Origin of the sequence: Mucilaginibacter sp. P19 (assembly GCF_050632265.1) — a bacterium.
Lineage (GTDB): Bacteria > Bacteroidota > Bacteroidia > Sphingobacteriales > Sphingobacteriaceae > Mucilaginibacter > Mucilaginibacter gossypii.
This window is the reverse complement of the sequence record NZ_CP192586.1, coordinates 5,663,667-5,680,103: the sequence shown is the minus strand read 5'-3', so window position 1 is coordinate 5,680,103 and position 16,437 is coordinate 5,663,667. Positions and strand designations below refer to the sequence as shown.

Sequence of the window (16,437 nt, the reverse complement as noted above, 5' to 3'; positions counted from 1 at the left end):
CCGGTACTCGCTGACCTATTCAAAACCGAAATTCAAATTGAAAATTCCGAAATCGAAAATTCGAAATCCGAAATAAAAAAACATGTCAGAAATCACGGTAGCAACCAGGTACGCCAAATCGATCATTGATCTTGCACAGGAACAAGGAATTGTTGCAGAGGTCAAAGCCGATATGGACCTTTTCTTAAAAACCCTGAAGGGCAGCCCCGAACTGGTAGCAGTATTGGCTAATCCTATTATATCTCATTCAAAAAAGATCAAGATCCTTGACGAGATATTTTTAAATAAGGTTAGCAAAACTACTATCGCTTTCTTTAAGCTGATGGTTAACAAAGGGCGCGGCGAAGTATTATATTTTACCGCCGGCGAGTACATTAACCTGTACAATGTTAAAAACCATATCACCAAAGCTAAGGTAACATCAGCTACTGCGCTTTCTGAAGCTAATAAGAAAACATTGGTTGCCGAATTGCAACAATCAGTTGGCGGTACAGTAGTGCTGGAAACTAAAGTTGACCCGGCTTTGATAGGCGGTTTTGTGTTAACTATAGGTGACAGGCAGGTTGATACCAGTATTGCCGCAAGCCTGAGGAAAATGAAAAAGGAATTTGCTGTAAAGGCGTAATTAGTAAGTATTAAAAGTAAAACTCTAAATAAATTTTAAACAATGGTAGAGGTAAGACCAGACGAAGTATCAGCAATTTTGCGTCAGCAGTTGGCCGGCTTCAAGTCAGAATCTGAATTAGAAGAAGTGGGTACTGTACTCCAGGTGGGTGACGGTATCGCACGCGTTTATGGATTAACTAAAGTACAGTCGGGTGAGTTGGTTGAGTTTGGCACAGGATTGCAAGGCATCGTACTTAACCTTGAAGAAGATAACGTGGGTGTGGTATTGTTAGGTAAATCTGACGATATTAAAGAAGGTGATACCGTTAAACGTACCAACAGGATTGCATCAATCAACGTAGGCGAAGGCATGCTTGGCCGTGTTGTTGATACCTTGGGTGCCCCTATTGATGGTAAAGGCCCAATCACCGGTCAAACTTACGAGATGCCGCTTGAGCGTAAAGCGCCAGGTGTAATCTATCGTCAGCCTGTAACCGAGCCATTACAAACTGGTATCAAAGCTATCGACGCGATGATCCCTATCGGTCGTGGCCAGCGTGAGTTGGTTATCGGTGACCGTCAAACCGGTAAAACTGCGGTTTGTATCGATACCATCATCAACCAAAAAGAATTTTATGATGCAGGTAAACCTGTAATCTGTATATATGTAGCTTGCGGACAAAAAGCATCAACTGTTGCTAACATTGTTCGTACGCTTGAAGAGAACGGCGCTATGCCTTACTCTATCGTAGTTGCTGCTAACGCTTCAGACTCTGCTACCATGCAGTTCTTTGCTCCGTTTGCAGGTGCAGCTATCGGCGAGTACTTCCGTGATACAGGCCGTCCGGCTTTGATCATCTATGATGACTTGTCAAAACAAGCTGTTGCTTACCGTGAGGTTTCATTGTTGTTACGTCGTCCACCGGGCCGTGAGGCTTACCCGGGTGATGTATTTTACCTGCACAGCCGTTTATTAGAGCGTGCCGCTAAAATCAACTCAAATGATTCTATCGCGCAGCAAATGAACGACCTTCCTGAGTCAATCAAAGGCATCGTTAAAGGTGGTGGTTCATTAACAGCTCTTCCAATCATTGAAACACAAGCTGGTGACGTATCTGCATACATCCCAACCAACGTAATCTCTATCACCGACGGTCAGATCTTCCTTGAATCTAACTTGTTCAACGCAGGTGTTCGTCCGGCTATCAACGTAGGTATCTCTGTATCACGTGTAGGTGGTAACGCACAGATCAAATCAATGAAGAAAGTTGCCGGTACTTTGAAACTTGACCAGGCTCAGTTCCGTGAGCTTGAGGCATTCTCAAAATTCGGTTCTGACCTTGACGCTTCAACCAAAAACGTGTTAGATAAAGGTATCCGTAACGTAGAGATCTTGAAACAAGGTCAATACTCACCGGTGACTGTAGAAAAACAAGTTGCTATCATTTACTTAGGTACAAAAAACTTAATGCGTAACGTACCGGTAAATAAGGTAAGGGAATTCGAAACCGAATTTACCGATCAGTTAGAAGCTCGTCACCCAGAAGTTTTAGCTGCCCTTAAAGCAGGTAAATTTGACGACCAGCTTACCGGCGTACTGGAAACAGTAGCTAAAGAACTGTCAGCAAGGTATTAATTTTTAGATTTGAGATGTTAGATGTGAGATATGAGACTGGTCTCTTCCACATCTGACGTCTTTATATAAATTAGATAAACAGATTGAAAGTGCAGATGTGAGGCTATCTCAAATCTCATATCTCAAATCTCACATCTCAATAAAGAATGGCTAATTTAAAAGAAGTAAGAAACAGGATCAAATCTGTATCATCAACCCAGCAGATCACCAAGGCTATGAAAATGGTTTCGGCTGCTAAGTTGAAACGTGCTACCAACGCTATTATTCAGCTGCGCCCTTACGCAAGTAAGTTGAAGGACCTGCTGGCTAACTTATCTGCAAGTTTGGAGGATAACACTTCTCCATACCTTCAGGAGCGTGAGCCGGTACGTGTATTGGTAGTTGTGGTATCATCAAACCGTGGTTTGGCCGGTGCTTTCAACGCTAACGTTATTAAAACAGCCAATAACCTTATTGCCGAAAAATATCCTAAACAGCTTTCTGCCGGTAACGTATCTATTGTTGCTATCGGTAAAAAAGCCCAGGAGTTTTACCAAAGGCGTAAGTACAACGTAATTGGTAATAACAACGACCTGTACTCGGATCTTAATTTCGAGAATGCTTCAAAAATTACCGAAGCGATTATGCAGGGCTTTGTTAACGGCGACTACGACCGTGTGGAACTGGTGTATAACCACTTCCGTAATGCCGCGGTACAATACCTGATTGCTGAACAGTTATTACCGGTGCCAAAGGCCGAGAAGAAAGAGGAAATAAAGGCAGCTAATGTTGATTACATCCTTGAGCCATCACAACAGGAAATTGTTGAGCAACTGATCCCTAAAAACATCAAGATCCAACTGTACCGTGCTGTATTGGATTCAAACGCTTCTGAACACGGTGCCCGTATGACAGCGATGGACAAAGCAACCGAAAATGCCGGCGAGCTTTTGAAATCATTAAAACTTTCGTACAACCAGGCCCGTCAGGCAGCCATCACTACCGAGCTTACCGAGATCGTGAGTGGCGCGGCAGCCCTTTCAGGCGGTAACTAAGTTTAAGAGTACTTTTATATAGAAAAGGCTTTCCGGAAGGAAGGCCTTTTTTTGAACCTTGATTTTTGGGATTGGAGGATTGTCTTGATACCCCGTTACCCAAACGCTGATTAAAGTTACGCTATCGCTAAACTCAACCAGTACTTGCAAAAAAGCAAATCCCCAAATCAGTTTAATCCAAAAAATCCTGGTTCAGACGAAATCAGCGAAATCACCATAATCATAACAAAAATCAGCCGTCTGGGTTGCCTCTTGCCACTCTTCGGTATCAATGTATACCAAAGAAAATTAAACAGTTATGAAAACAAAGTTATTCCTGGCGTTACTGGCGGGCGTGTTGCTGCTGGGCGCTTGTAAGGGCTCAAATTATGAAGCCATCCGCGATGACAAAGCTTCTTCATCGAGTGCGGATACGGTGGCTAAAATGACCGACACATCAAAGGTGGATATCCCGACAACCAAACTGGTAAAAACTGCCGACATGCGTTTTAAAGTAAAAAGTGTTCAGCAAACGGGCGATGCCATAGCGGCGCTTACCGCCCGCAACGGTGGCATGGTAGTGCATCATCAAATGCAGGCCTATGTAGAGCGATCAGAAGATATCCGTGTGAGTAATGATTCGGTTAAACGAGTATCGGCGCTAAGAACTGATGCCGACATGACGCTTAAACTTCCTTCAGAGAAGCTTGAAAGCTTTATGACGGAAGTGGCACACATGGGTATGTATGTTACGCTGCGCAAAATGGATATTGAAGACCGTACGCTTGACTATCTTTCCGAAAAACTGAAATTGAAAAACCGTCAGGATTTGGTAGAGCAGCAAAAGAAAGGCAAAATTGTAATCAAAAATCCCGTAAATGTGATGTTATTGAAGGACGATATGGTTGATCAGCAAATTGGCAATATGCGCACAGATGAAGCGGTAAAATACAGCATTGTTAACCTTAGCTTTTACCAAAGCAATTTTATAAATCAGGAAATGATAGCCAACGACGATCCTTCTGCCTATCAGTTGCCATTTGTTAACAGGCTGATGATAGCTTTGAGCAATGGCCGGCAACTTTTTGTTGAACTGATCCTGGGCCTCGCTAACTTATGGGTATTTATAATTTGGGGCATAGGTTTGTGGGCAATATACCGCTATTACAAACGTAAACACCCAACCTGGTTTGCCGGCGGCATAAAATCATAAAAACTTTGTCGCTTTTTCGGTAAACATTTCTATTTTTGCGCAAACATTAAAAATCGGTACCATGGAATCAATGGAAAATGCTAACGCAGAAGGTCATTACAAATTATTAACTGTAGCTATTGTTATCGGTATAGTAGGCGTGTTCCTGCGTTTTGCCGGCGATGCCAACACAGGCTTCATGTTTACTTCTATATCAAATATTATTTTGATCATTGGTATCCTAATCGCTTTGAAATGCGTTTTCGCAATTATGAAGTAACAAACCTGTAAAAGGGAAATGATATAAAAAAAGCGCCTTCATTTTGAAGACGCTTTTTTTGTGCCTTTTATTTGGGGTGATATCCCGATTCGTTCAGGAGTTTTTGGGCATCTTTATCGGCCATCAGCTGTGGTAGCGTTACATCAGGGTGCTTATCCATATATTTCCTTACTATCTGCCAGCCCGTCCACACAGCAAGTTTCGGTGCCGATTCATTCTTTTCGCCAAGGCCGGGAGTGAAGGGGGCTTCTGTAAGATATTTTTGGATTTTTTGATAATCAGTTTCGTAAAGCAGGTTTTGTTCTAAAAAGTATCCCCAGATTTTACTTTCAAATTCATGGCACCATTTCAATTGTTCTGTACTATAACGGATCTTGGTGCTATCGGCCATATCCGGCAGTATCTTGTCCATAAAGTACATGATCTTGCCGTTATAGATCATTTTATTAAGCAAGGCTTTATCATTGTCATCTTCCGGGAACATGTCCTCACGTGCTATGCCTTCAACCACTCGGGGCGTAATGTTATCAGGCGTAAACCACCTGGAAAGATAATGTGGAAAAGCATTGGTAAGCGAAGGATAAAAACGCGAATCCGCACCCAGAAACAAATCTATCCCGACGCCGAAATAGCCATCGCCAATGGTAGTTTGGGCCTGGAAACCGGAAATATAAGCATATACCCGCGGGAGCGGTTTTTGAGGGTAATAATATTTAATGTATTTAAAAGCCTCGGTAAGGCTGGCGTTCTGCCGGTCCATATTAGGGAAGGCGGCATCGGCGTCGTGCTTGAGGTCGTTATAGGCTTTGCCCGCGAACACCTGGCGAAGGGCTTTAAAATAGGTGGTATCCTTAGTACTGCCAACCTGTAAAATGCGTTCAATAAAATCAGGGTAAAAACTGCCGTATTGTTTTTGCAGGTAGGAAGCTTGTAAGGCCATCGGCTTGTTGTGCATGGCATCAAAATCATGGTCGAACCGTTCAATTTTGACATTAACGTTGATATTGCTTACATCAATTTTTTTGTTGCGGGTACAGCTGCTTAATATCAGGCCGATGGAAAAAATTAAGTAAATTTGCTTTGCTATATACCGGGTAGGGTTCATCTTTATCCTTTAAGGCAAAAGTAAATTTATTTGCATTAATGTTGCTACTATTGTTAAGTCAATAGTCGGTAGTCCTAAATCGAAAGTCTTATTTTTTGACTTTATACTGAAGACTTGCGACTTAAGACTAAAATATACATATACTATGAAAATCGCGTTAGCCCAGCTCAACTATCACGTAGGTAATTTTGAATCGAACACCAATAAAATCATTAATCATATTATCAAGGCGAAAAATAACGGGGCTGACCTGGTTGTATTTGCCGAGCTATGTGTTTGCGGTTATCCTTCGCGCGATTTTTTAGAGTTTGATGAATTTATAGGTCTTTGCGACGAAGCAGCTAAAAAGATTGCTGAAGTATGTGTGGATATAGCCTGCATCATTGGCTTGCCAACACCTAACCATAAAACAGAGGGTAAGGACCTCAGTAATTCGGCGTATTTTATTGAGAATGGCGAGGTGAAAGCAGTGGTAAACAAAGCCTTGCTGCCTAATTACGATGTATTTGATGAATACCGTTACTTTGAGCCTTCAACCGAGTTTAATTGTATTGAGTTTAAGGGCAAGCGAATAGCGCTGACTATTTGCGAGGATCTGTGGAATACCATCGAAAACCCGCTGTATGTTACCCGACCGATGGATACCCTCATACACCAGACTCCGCATGTAATGATTAACATTGCGGCATCACCTTTTGCCTATAATCACGATGAAGAACGAATCGAGATATTGAGTGATAACGCCAGCCGTTATAAGTTGCCTCTGTTATATGTTAACCATGTTGGCGCGCAAACAGAGTTGATATTTGATGGAGGTTCGCTGGTGTTTGATAATACAGGTAAGCTAATTGATGAGATGCCTTATTTTGATGAAAGCATGGCTTACTATACATTGAATGAGGATAACACGTTGAGCTTTGATCATCCAACAACGATAAAAACCGAACGTCCGGGAGATATTGAGCAAATTTACCAGGCAGTAATCCTCGGCATCCGTGATTATTTTTATAAATCGGGCTTTAAGCAGGCAATTTTAGGCTTATCAGGCGGGATAGATTCGGCTGTGGTATGTGCTTTGGCTGCAGAGGCGCTGGGGCCGCAAAATGTGATGGCTGTATTACTGCCTTCACGCTTTTCAACAGATCATTCATTAAAAGATGCTCAGGATTTGGTTGATAACCTTGGTTGCAAACACGAAATAGTGCCCATTAAAAGCATTACAGAGGCCTTTGAAACAGCATTAAACCCACAGTTTGATGGTTTGCCTTTTAATATCGCGGAGGAAAATATCCAATCGCGCAGCAGGGCTGTTTTATTAATGGCGATGTGCAATAAGTTTGGCTATATTTTGCTAAATACCAGTAACAAGAGCGAGGCAGCTGTTGGCTACGGTACTTTGTATGGTGATATGTGCGGTGGTATTTCGGTTATTGGCGATGTTTATAAAACCCAGGTTTTTGAGCTGGCGCGATATATTAACCGTGATAAGGAGATCATCCCGATCAATTCAATCGTTAAACCGCCATCGGCCGAGTTAAGGCCCGATCAAAAAGATACCGATTCACTGCCCGAATATGATGTCCTTGACAAGATCCTGGCCGAGTATATCGAAAATCGCTGCTCATCGGCCGAGATCATCAGAATGGGGTATGACGAGGCAACCGTTCGCCGGGTTATCAAGCTTACTAATTCGGCCGAGCATAAGCGTTATCAAACGCCCCCTATTTTAAGGGTGTCGCCAAAAGCATTTGGTATGGGCCGCAGGATGCCTATTGTGGGTAAATACCTGTCGTAACAGCTAAAATTTCACTCTTTAATTGTCAAGTTTACGAATATTGTAAAGCGTTGGTTGTTTTGTTTTAGTTGAGGTTGATTTTTCTTAAAATTGCCTATCTTTCAAACCAATGATCAAACTTTACACAATTGTTTCCTTTTGCTTTTTGCTGTTGTTTTCAGTAAGCGACGCTATGGCCCAACAGTCATTGATCAGCGAAAAGAACAGGCTTCAGCTTAACGATATTTCACAGCAATCGCTCACAAACTATAAAGCATCTCACGACAAGGCAGTGTCATTAGCGGCCACGCATGGATGGACATTATCCCGCCGTACAAAAAACGGCAACCTGGTTACCTTACAGGGAGTTAATAAATTAGGGTTCCCTATATATCTTATTACGCATAATAATACCACCGCGGCAGCCACCACAGGTACTAATACCCTGCAGCCCGGAGGTTCATTAGGTTTGAACTTGTCAGGATCGTCAGATTTTTTGACCAACAAGCTGGCCATATGGGATGGCGGCGCGGTTTACAAAGCGCACCAGGAATTTGCAGGTAAAACCATCACACTAAAAACAACCGAACCGGTAAATGACCATTCATCACACGTGGCAGGTACCATGATTGCCAAAGGCATTTATGCACCGGCTAAGGGCATGTCGTTTGGGGCAACAACGCTTCAGTCGTATGATTTTAATAATGATGAAACCACCATGAGTGCCGCTGCTGCCAATCTTCTACTTTCCAATCACTCATACGGGGTAGTAACGGGTTGGGATTATAATGATTCGGCCGGCCGCTGGGAATGGAATGGTTTACCAGGCGACACGGTAGATTATAACTTTGGTTTCTACGACTCAAAAACAGCCAACTGGGATAAGATAGCTTATAATGCCCCATATTACCTCATTGTTGAATCGGCGGGTAATGAGCGTTCAAGTAATGGCCCTGCGGTAGGCGAAACCTACTATGGTTACAAAAGTAAAACCGATCAAACTTTTGTGAACAAAGGCGCCCGCCCTGCCGGGATCAGCAATAATGATAGTTATGATATTATCAGCACCAGCGGTAATGCCAAAAACATACTTACTGTAGGTGCAGTTTACCCGCTATTGTATGGGCCAAAAAACCGAAGTGATGTAGCCATAGCGCCTTTCAGTAGCTGGGGCCCAACGGACGATGGCCGTATCAAACCCGATATTGTAGGCGATGGTGTTAACGTACTTTCGGTAGGGGTTGATAACACTACCTCATACGCTACTTTATCAGGCACCTCAATGGCTGCCCCTAATGTTACGGGCTCGCTTTATTTGCTGCAGGAATACTATGCTAAACAAAATGGAGGAACATTTATGCGGTCGGCCACATTGAAAGGGTTGGTTTGCCATACTGCCTTTGATGCCGGTAATATAGGGCCTGATTATATTTATGGCTGGGGATTGCTTAATATGACCGAGGCTGCACAAGCAATAACCAATAATGGTGGTAAAAGCATGGTAAGCGAAAAAACGCTTACACAGGGACAAACACAAACCTATAACGTAATAGCATCCGGTAACCGCTTACTGGCCGCAACCATATCATGGACCGATCTGCAAGGTACGCCAACTACCGAGGGGGTGATCAACAGCCGAACTCCTAAATTGGTGAATGACCTCGATATCAGGGTAAGCGACGGCACAACAACTTTTACCCCTGGGTGCTTGACCCTAATAAGCCCGGATTTTCTGCAACTAAAGGGGACAATATCAGGGATAACATTGAACAGGTATATATCCCTAATTCGGTTCCCGGCAGGGCTTATACTATTACAGTATCGCATAAAGGAAGCTTGTCATCCGGGTCGCAGGCATACTCGCTTATTGTTACCGGGGTTGGGGGAACTGCTTACTGTGCTTCGGCTCCGCTTTCAAATGCCGACTCAAAGATTGATAATTTAAAACTCGCTAATATTGATAATACCGCGGCTGCAGGTTGCACGGGCTACTCGGACTATACCAACCTTACCGTACAGCTTGAGCAGGCTAAAACGTATCCCTTGAGCATCACCCTTGGCACTTGCGGCAACAATTTTAATAAAGCTGCAAAAGTGTTTATAGACTGGAATGCTAACGGTGTGTTTGAAGATAATGAACTGGCAGCAACAACCGGGATCATTAATGGAACCGGTACCTATAATACCAACATTACCGTGCCGGGAACAGTAACTGCCGGGGCTTACAGCCTGATGCGGGTTGTGCTTACTGAAACCGGCGATGCATCAAGCATTAAAGCTTGCGGCAGCTATACCAAAGGCGAAACCCAGGATTACCGGGTGCAATTTCTGCAAACCAGTATTGACGCAGGCGTTATTTCCATTGTTAGCCCGGGCAGCAGCGGTTCGTGCTCGGCGAGTACACCTGTTACGGTGAGGCTTAAAAATTTTGGCAACGCAGCTATAAACAATATCCCGATAACAGTTACCATTACCAATGCCAATAACGTTACAACTACTTACAACGAGATCTATAAGGCATCATTGCCCGCATTGGCCGAGGATAACTTTACCTTTAGCCAGGAGTTTAATGCGGTTGCAGGGGCATCCTATACTATTACAGCTACCAGTAAACTTACCGGCGATCCGGTTAGCAGCAATAATTCGGTTACAGCCAATATCACCATTAATTCGCCGGCAACTATTGGCGATCTGAGTGCTTATTATTGTACCACTACCAATCAATACGAGTTATTTGGCACCGGTGACGGTACTGTATTATGGTATCAGAATGCAACTGATGAATTGCCCATAGCCGCCGGAAGCGAAGCGTTAACAACTCAGGCGCCGGTTAATAATACTTACTATGCAGGTGTTAATGATTTTAGCGGGACAATTGGTCCTGCTACTAAAAGTGTATTTACGGCTGGGGGTATAACCAGTTTACCCCTTATGTAACTGTAAGCACTAAGGTGCCGGTATTAATTAAAAGCGCGCGTCTTTACATTGGCAATTCGGGGAAAATAACATTTAATGTATCCAATGCTAACGGGCAAATTGTATCGTCGGTTACTATAAATGCTGTTGCAACCCGTACCACCCCTCTGGCAGGCGCACAGCCCGATGACCCTAACGATCAGGGACAGGTGTATGATTTAAACCTGTCGTTACCAGGTGCCGGCAACTACCAGATATCGGTTGATTTTGCTGATCAGGCTACAATATATCGTAACAACGGAGGCGTAACAGGTTATCCGTTTAAGATCGGTAATATATTTAGCATTACCGGTAACAGCGCCACTGCAACCAATGGCGATACTACCGCCTACAAAGGGTACTACTATTATTTTTACGATATGAAGGTGCAAAGCCTGGGCTGTGCATCGGCCGCGCGTAAAGCGGTTACGTTGAGTAGGCCGCTTATTACCCAAACCAATAACACCCTTAACTCAAACTTTACCGATGGTAACCAATGGCTGTTAAATGGCAATGTAATAAGCGGGGCCACCGCTGCAACTTACAACCCTGTACAAAGTGGAAAATACCAGGTGCAGGTTACACTGGCCAATGGCTGTGTGGCGCAATCAGATAATTATGTTTACGCACGCGAAGGCAGGGCCGGAAATAAAAATGAAATTGGGTTGAGCGTGTTCCCGGTACCGGTAAGCACTGATTTAAACGTGGTATTTGCGGCCAAAGAAGCCACCACCATGAAATTATCCCTCATTAATGCTTTAGGTGAAGCGGTTTACCAGGGTGGGCAGCAAAATATTGATCAGGGTAATTACAGCACTATTTTGAATGTGAGCAGGCAAACGCCTGGGGTATATGTGCTTAGGGTATTGCTTGGACAGAAGGTCTATTCGCAAAAAGTTATCATCACCCGTTAGGCAGGTGATGATAATCTCTTTTATTTTTTAGAAGGTATACTTTAATCCCAGTCCGGGTGCGATATCGAAAAATGGCCCTCTTGCCAGTTCAAGTCGCGGATTAAGGTCAAGGCTTATTGCAATTGGCGCATTAGGGATAACATATTCCAAACCGATAACAGCATCGGCACCTATCAGGATGTGTTTGCCGTTGTAGTATTCGTCGTCGCCGCCAAAACGTTTGTAGTAGCCATTGCCTACCGAACCAAGGTGACCGCCAAAGCCATAATAAAAGCTCAGTTTATCAACATTAAAAGCTTGCTGGTTTAATTCATACAAGCCGGTTAATACCACGCCGTGATCGCGGATACCCAGGATGCCTTCAAGCGCGGTGCCTTTATCCATAAAATATTTAACAGAGGGGCCAACCTCGTATGCGCCAAATTTTAAACCTACTGCTGTTTTATAGTCTTGGGCCTGTGAGTTTTTGCTGATCAATAAAAAGGATACGGAAAATAATAAAAGGTACGTTAGTTTTTTCATGCAGATGAATTTAATAATTGACAATAATGTAGCTGTAACAAAAAAGTGACCAGCTTGTTTAGCTTAATTTTGAGCTTTTTTATTTCATGCAAATAAACGCCGGAATTGCTTTTTTATGCTATCTGTGTTTAAAAAACATTGTGCTTTGATTGGTATTGAATTGGTTTTCAATAGAAAAGAATGGTTTCGGAGTGTTAAATTAAGTATCTAAATCAGTTATTTTAGTGAAAATTAAATTGCTGTAATGACTATAAATCGCCTTAAAATAAATAATCCGAAATTCCAGATCCTGTTTTTATCCGTAATATTTTTTGTTTTGTCGGGATGTGCACCGGGGCAGCTCGGGCGCAATAACAGCGGTCAGTACCGTAACGGAATGGTAGTTTGCGCATATCCCGATGCCGCACAGGTGGGGCTGGATATATTGAAAAAAGGAGGTAATGCAGTTGATGCCGCTGTAGCAGTGCAATTTGCTTTGGCAGTAACTTTGCCCGAAGCCGGGAACATAGGTGGTGGCGGTTTCATGGTTTACCGTTCCGGTAACGGTAAAACAAGCACACTTGATTTTAGGGAAAAAGGCCCGGGGGCAGCCAATGTTAATATGTATCTTGATTCTGCCGGTAATGTAATCCCCAATATGAGTTTGTACACCCACAAAGCATCGGGCGTGCCGGGATCAGTTGATGGAATGATTGAGGCTCATCGTAAGTACGGCAAACTGAAATGGGCCGATTTGATTGAACCTGCCATTAAACTTGCCCGCAACGGTTTTAAAATAACCAAACATTTGGCCAGCGATCTTAACCATACCGCCGGACAATTTAGAAAATTAAACCCGGGTAAAAATTATTTGGTAAAAGAAGGGGAATGGAAGGAAGGCGATTTGTTGATACAGGAAGATCTTGCCAAAACATTTGAACAGATCCGGGATAAAGGCCGTGACGGTTTTTATGACGGGCCTGTTGCGGATTTGATTGTTGATGAAATGAAACTTGGTAATGGCCTTATCACGAAAGCTGATCTCAAAAACTATCATGCTGTTTGGCGTGACGCACTTGTTGGTAAATACAAGGATTACAAGATCATTACCATGCCGCCGCCTTCAAGCGGGGGATTGCTTTATTGCAATTGCTGAAATCGGTTGAGCCTTATCCGCTTAAAAGATGGGGCTACAATCAGGATTCTACCATCAGGCTTATCGTGGAGGCCGAGCGCCGGGTATACGCAGACCGTTCCAAATACCTTGGCGACCCGGACTTTTATAACGTGCCGGTTGATAGCCTGCTCCAGCCGGCTTATATTACATCGCGCATGAAAAGCTTTAACTGGGACGCTGCTACGCCAAGTGCCAGTATCCAGCCAGGCTCATTTGTTGGTTATGAAAGCGACCAAACCACGCATTATTCCATTGTGGACAGAGAGGGCAACGCGGTATCCGTTACTACCACGTTGAATGATAGCTTTGGCTCAAAGATATTTGTAGGCGGGGCGGGCTTTTTGCTGAATAATGAAATGGATGATTTTAGCTCCAAGCCCGGTGTGCCAAACATGTACGGGTTGGTTGGCGGCAAGGCTAACAGCATCCAGCCCGGGAAGCGGATGTTATCATCCATGACACCCACTATTGTTGAAAAGGACGGCAGACTGTTTATGGTGGTAGGAACTCCCGGCGGTTCAACTATTATTACCTCTGTTTTCCAAACCATACTCAATGTAATTGAATTTAATCAGAACATGCAGCAGGCTGTTGCATCAAAACGTTTCCACAGCCAGTGGCTGCCCGACGAAGTAACTATTGAGAAGGACGGTGTTGACAGTACTACAGTTGGCAAGCTACAAAGCAAAGGATATAAAATTGTAACCACCAAATCCATTGGCCGTGTTGACGCTATCCTCAAAACTAAATGGGGCTATTACGAAGGCGGAGCCGACCCGAGAGGGGATGATACTAAGATGGGTTGGTAGGTTAGTTCTTTGGTGTTTGGTGAGGATGCGCCTGCATAATTTTCAGCTGTACAGTACCAATGAACCAGTGAACAAATGAACAAAGCCCTTGCGTAATCAATAAGCATTTCTTACGTTTGGTATGCATGCATAATAATGTAAAACACCAGGAAACTATCGACTATTTTATAAAGATAGTGTGGCAAACCATGGCTAACCGTTACAACCAGTTGGTGACGGAGTTTGGCTTTACACAATCAATAGGTTACCTGCTCATTAATATCGACGAAAAGGAAGGTACTACCGTATCGCAGGCTGCTGCCTTGCTGGGGCTTAAATCAACCAGTCTGTCGCGCATGCTTAGTCAGCTGGAAACCACCGGGCTGATATATCGCGAAAGCAATGAGGGCGATAAGCGCTCAGTTAAAATTTACCTTACCGCATTAGGTAAAGAAAAACGACATCAGGCCCGTGTAATAGTACGCCAGTTCAATAATTACCTTGATGCTAACATCAGCGAAGCCGATAAACAACACCTCATCGAAACGCTTAAAAAGCTGAACAAGCTTACCGTTAACTATAAACCCTGATTGGTCATTATGCTTCGCGTCATTGCGCTGCGCTGTCATTATGCTGCGCAGTCATTGGTCATTATGCTTCGCTTCATTGCGCTGCGCTGTCATTGGGTCATTATGTTGCGCGTTATTATGCTACGCTGTCATTTTGCTTTGCAGTCATCGAGGCATTTACTTCGTGTCATTAGTCATTATGCTTGGAGCCGTTGAGTTATCGACAGTATACCAGGTAATGACTTAATGACCAAATGATAAAATGACCGCGCAGCGCCCACACTTTTACTTAAAATCGAGCGTTTTACCTTCGAAATATCCCTTATCGGGTGTTTTAAACGGTGCCTGCTTTTTATTAATTGTTAAAAAGTGTTAAGCTGCCGTTTTTCTATTTTAAAAGAATAAATTTGCCTTTTGAATTGATGAACAGGATACTGATAGTTTTATTGCTTTTAGGCGTTATTGCAGGTGGTTGCGTAAAATCATCCGTCAGCCCCTTAGTTCAATACAACAAGCAAAAGGAAATTGACGACAAGATCATAAGCGATTATGTGGCTGCCAACGGCTTAGTAGATAAGGCTAAAAAGGTGTATGATACAACAGGTGTTTATTACATAGTAAACGATGGAGAAGGGGGAACAGGTAATGTGCTTTACACCAGTTCGACACAGGTTACAGTTGGTTATACCGGTAAAATACTAACATCGGGCGTTGTATTTGCCCAAACGGATCAGTTTCATCCTACCTATATATTGGGGGGGTAATTAAAGGCTGGCAGTTAGGTATCCCGCAGATCAAACCGGGAGGTAAGGTTCGGTTGCTGATTCCATCGCGTTATGCCTATGGGCCATATGCGCAGGATTCGATACATTTGCCGGCAAACTCGGTACTTGATTTTCAAATTCAGCTGTATAACGTAACCAATTGATAAAGCCAGATAAAAGGGACATATAGCCAGCGAGCAAAAGCTTTAGGCGGTTAAAAAGACAAATTATAATAAATGAAACAAACTATTTTTACGCTCTTAGTACTTATCTCTATAGGCCTTATATCATGCCGGAAAGACAGGAACGATCCGGACATTAAGCAATATGACGACACCCAGATCAAGAATTATATAGCGGCAAACAGCATCACAGGCATGTTACGTGATACCACCGACGGTGATACCACCGGTATTTACTACAAGATCCTTTCACAAGGCCGCGGCACACCGATGGATTATTCAGATCAGATCTCATTTGTATTCACCGTTCGCACGCTCGATGGTAAGTTTGTATCTGTTGACTCGCTTAACGCGAACCATTTTTACGGTTATTTGGGACATGTTAGCAACTCACTGCCCAAAGGTTTACAGACAGCTATCCACAACCTCATAAAATATAAAGGTACGGCGGCAAGGGTGATCATCCCATCACATTTGGCTTATGGCGTTAACGGTTACGGATCAGGCAGCTCAAGTAATGCAAATACTCATATCGGCGGTAACCAAAGTTTGGATTATTATATTAATGTGGTTTCAAACCAGGAGCTGTATGATGACGCTGTAATTAAAAATTATATCAAAACTAAAGGGCTTACCGGATTTACCAAAACGGCTGACGGAGTATATATAAAAGTAGCTACACCTGGTACCGGTTCTGATTTAATAGGCCTCGATTCATATATAACATGTACCTATTCGGGCAAATATTTAAATGATACAGTGTTTGACAGTACCTCTCTGCAAGGGACAACCTCTTCATCTTTTACAGTTAGCGGTTTGGTTAAAGGTGCCCAGGAGGGTTTAACCGGGCAAACAGCCGGGTCTGCAGTATCTATCATAATACCTTCGAGATTTGGTTATGGCAACACTGGCAGTGGTTCATCAATAGCTGCAAATGTGGTGTTGTATTTTGACTTTACAGTAGCTACGGTTACTAATTGA

Annotated in this window: 16 protein-coding genes and 1 pseudogene; 15 read left to right on the top strand and 2 right to left on the bottom strand. The window is 43.3% G+C overall.

Annotation, left to right across the window (positions count from 1 at the left end):
* Window positions 1–82 precede the first annotated feature (82 nt).
* The 6 genes from atpH to ACQ86K_RS27750 all read left to right on the top strand — a co-directional run bounded on the left by atpH (window position 83) and on the right by ACQ86K_RS27750 (window position 4,727).
* On the top strand, window positions 83–625 hold the full coding sequence (gene atpH / locus ACQ86K_RS27775) for an ATP synthase F1 subunit delta (protein WP_090530328.1): 543 nt from the start codon (window positions 83–85) through the stop codon (window positions 623–625).
* Between the two features lie 42 nt (window positions 626–667).
* Entirely contained in the window at window positions 668–2,242 is a 1,575-nt protein-coding gene (atpA, locus tag ACQ86K_RS27770) for a F0F1 ATP synthase subunit alpha (RefSeq protein ID WP_091171886.1), read from the top strand.
* A gap of 146 nt (window positions 2,243–2,388) precedes the next feature.
* On the top strand, window positions 2,389–3,276 hold the full coding sequence (gene atpG / locus ACQ86K_RS27765) for an ATP synthase F1 subunit gamma (protein ID WP_091171888.1): 888 nt from the start codon (window positions 2,389–2,391) through the stop codon (window positions 3,274–3,276).
* Between the two features lie 144 nt (window positions 3,277–3,420).
* Entirely contained in the window at window positions 3,421–3,633 is a 213-nt protein-coding gene (locus tag ACQ86K_RS27760) for a hypothetical protein (protein WP_431199147.1), read from the top strand.
* Window positions 3,575–4,468, top strand: a complete 894-nt coding sequence (locus ACQ86K_RS27755) for a DUF4349 domain-containing protein (RefSeq protein ID WP_091171890.1) — start codon at window positions 3,575–3,577, stop codon at window positions 4,466–4,468. Before ACQ86K_RS27760 ends, ACQ86K_RS27755 begins: the two co-directional genes overlap by 59 nt.
* A 61-nt stretch (window positions 4,469–4,529) precedes the next feature.
* Window positions 4,530–4,727: a hypothetical protein gene (locus tag ACQ86K_RS27750; RefSeq protein ID WP_090530314.1), complete on the top strand. Its 198-nt coding sequence runs from the start codon at window positions 4,530–4,532 to the stop codon at window positions 4,725–4,727.
* 67 nt (window positions 4,728–4,794) lie between these two features.
* On the opposite strand, the gene gldB is transcribed toward ACQ86K_RS27750, so the two are convergent.
* Window positions 4,795–5,832 (bottom strand): gliding motility lipoprotein GldB, encoded by a 1,038-nt coding sequence (gldB, locus tag ACQ86K_RS27745; protein WP_091171893.1) that lies wholly within the window; start codon window positions 5,830–5,832, stop codon window positions 4,795–4,797.
* Between the two features lie 145 nt (window positions 5,833–5,977).
* Here gldB and ACQ86K_RS27740 point away from each other — a divergent pair, with 145 nt between their 5' ends.
* The 4 genes from ACQ86K_RS27740 (at window position 5,978) to ACQ86K_RS27725 (ending at window position 11,475) form a co-directional block, all read left to right on the top strand.
* Window positions 5,978–7,627, top strand: a complete 1,650-nt coding sequence (locus tag ACQ86K_RS27740; protein ID WP_091171896.1) for an NAD+ synthase — start codon at window positions 5,978–5,980, stop codon at window positions 7,625–7,627.
* A gap of 109 nt (window positions 7,628–7,736) precedes the next feature.
* On the top strand, window positions 7,737–9,551 hold the full coding sequence (locus ACQ86K_RS27735) for a S8 family serine peptidase (RefSeq protein WP_431199146.1): 1,815 nt from the start codon (window positions 7,737–7,739) through the stop codon (window positions 9,549–9,551).
* Complete coding sequence (locus ACQ86K_RS27730; RefSeq protein ID WP_431199145.1) at window positions 9,443–10,543, top strand: GEVED domain-containing protein; 1,101 nt, start codon at window positions 9,443–9,445, stop codon at window positions 10,541–10,543. Before ACQ86K_RS27735 ends, ACQ86K_RS27730 begins: the two co-directional genes overlap by 109 nt.
* 14 nt (window positions 10,544–10,557) lie before the next feature.
* Window positions 10,558–11,475, top strand: a complete 918-nt coding sequence (locus tag ACQ86K_RS27725; RefSeq protein WP_431199144.1) for a T9SS type A sorting domain-containing protein — start codon at window positions 10,558–10,560, stop codon at window positions 11,473–11,475.
* 27 nt (window positions 11,476–11,502) lie between these two features.
* Here the strand turns inward: ACQ86K_RS27725 and ACQ86K_RS27720 are convergent, their stop codons facing one another.
* On the bottom strand, window positions 11,503–11,997 hold the full coding sequence (locus ACQ86K_RS27720; RefSeq protein ID WP_112653225.1) for a hypothetical protein: 495 nt from the start codon (window positions 11,995–11,997) through the stop codon (window positions 11,503–11,505).
* 244 nt (window positions 11,998–12,241) lie between these two features.
* Here ACQ86K_RS27720 and ggt point away from each other — a divergent pair.
* From ggt to ACQ86K_RS27695, 5 genes and pseudogenes are all read left to right on the top strand, one after another.
* Window positions 12,242–13,962: pseudogene (ggt, locus tag ACQ86K_RS27715) on the top strand (gamma-glutamyltransferase).
* A 125-nt stretch (window positions 13,963–14,087) separates the two neighbouring features.
* Entirely contained in the window at window positions 14,088–14,531 is a 444-nt protein-coding gene (locus tag ACQ86K_RS27710) for a MarR family winged helix-turn-helix transcriptional regulator (protein ID WP_090530294.1), read from the top strand.
* Window positions 14,532–14,932: 401 nt separating this feature from the next.
* Entirely contained in the window at window positions 14,933–15,274 is a 342-nt protein-coding gene (locus ACQ86K_RS27705) for a hypothetical protein (protein ID WP_431199143.1), read from the top strand.
* Window positions 15,214–15,438 (top strand): FKBP-type peptidyl-prolyl cis-trans isomerase, encoded by a 225-nt coding sequence (locus ACQ86K_RS27700; RefSeq protein WP_431200946.1) that lies wholly within the window; start codon window positions 15,214–15,216, stop codon window positions 15,436–15,438. Before ACQ86K_RS27705 ends, ACQ86K_RS27700 begins: the two co-directional genes overlap by 61 nt.
* Window positions 15,439–15,510: 72 nt before the next feature.
* Window positions 15,511–16,437: an FKBP-type peptidyl-prolyl cis-trans isomerase gene (locus tag ACQ86K_RS27695; protein ID WP_091171905.1), complete on the top strand. Its 927-nt coding sequence runs from the start codon at window positions 15,511–15,513 to the stop codon at window positions 16,435–16,437.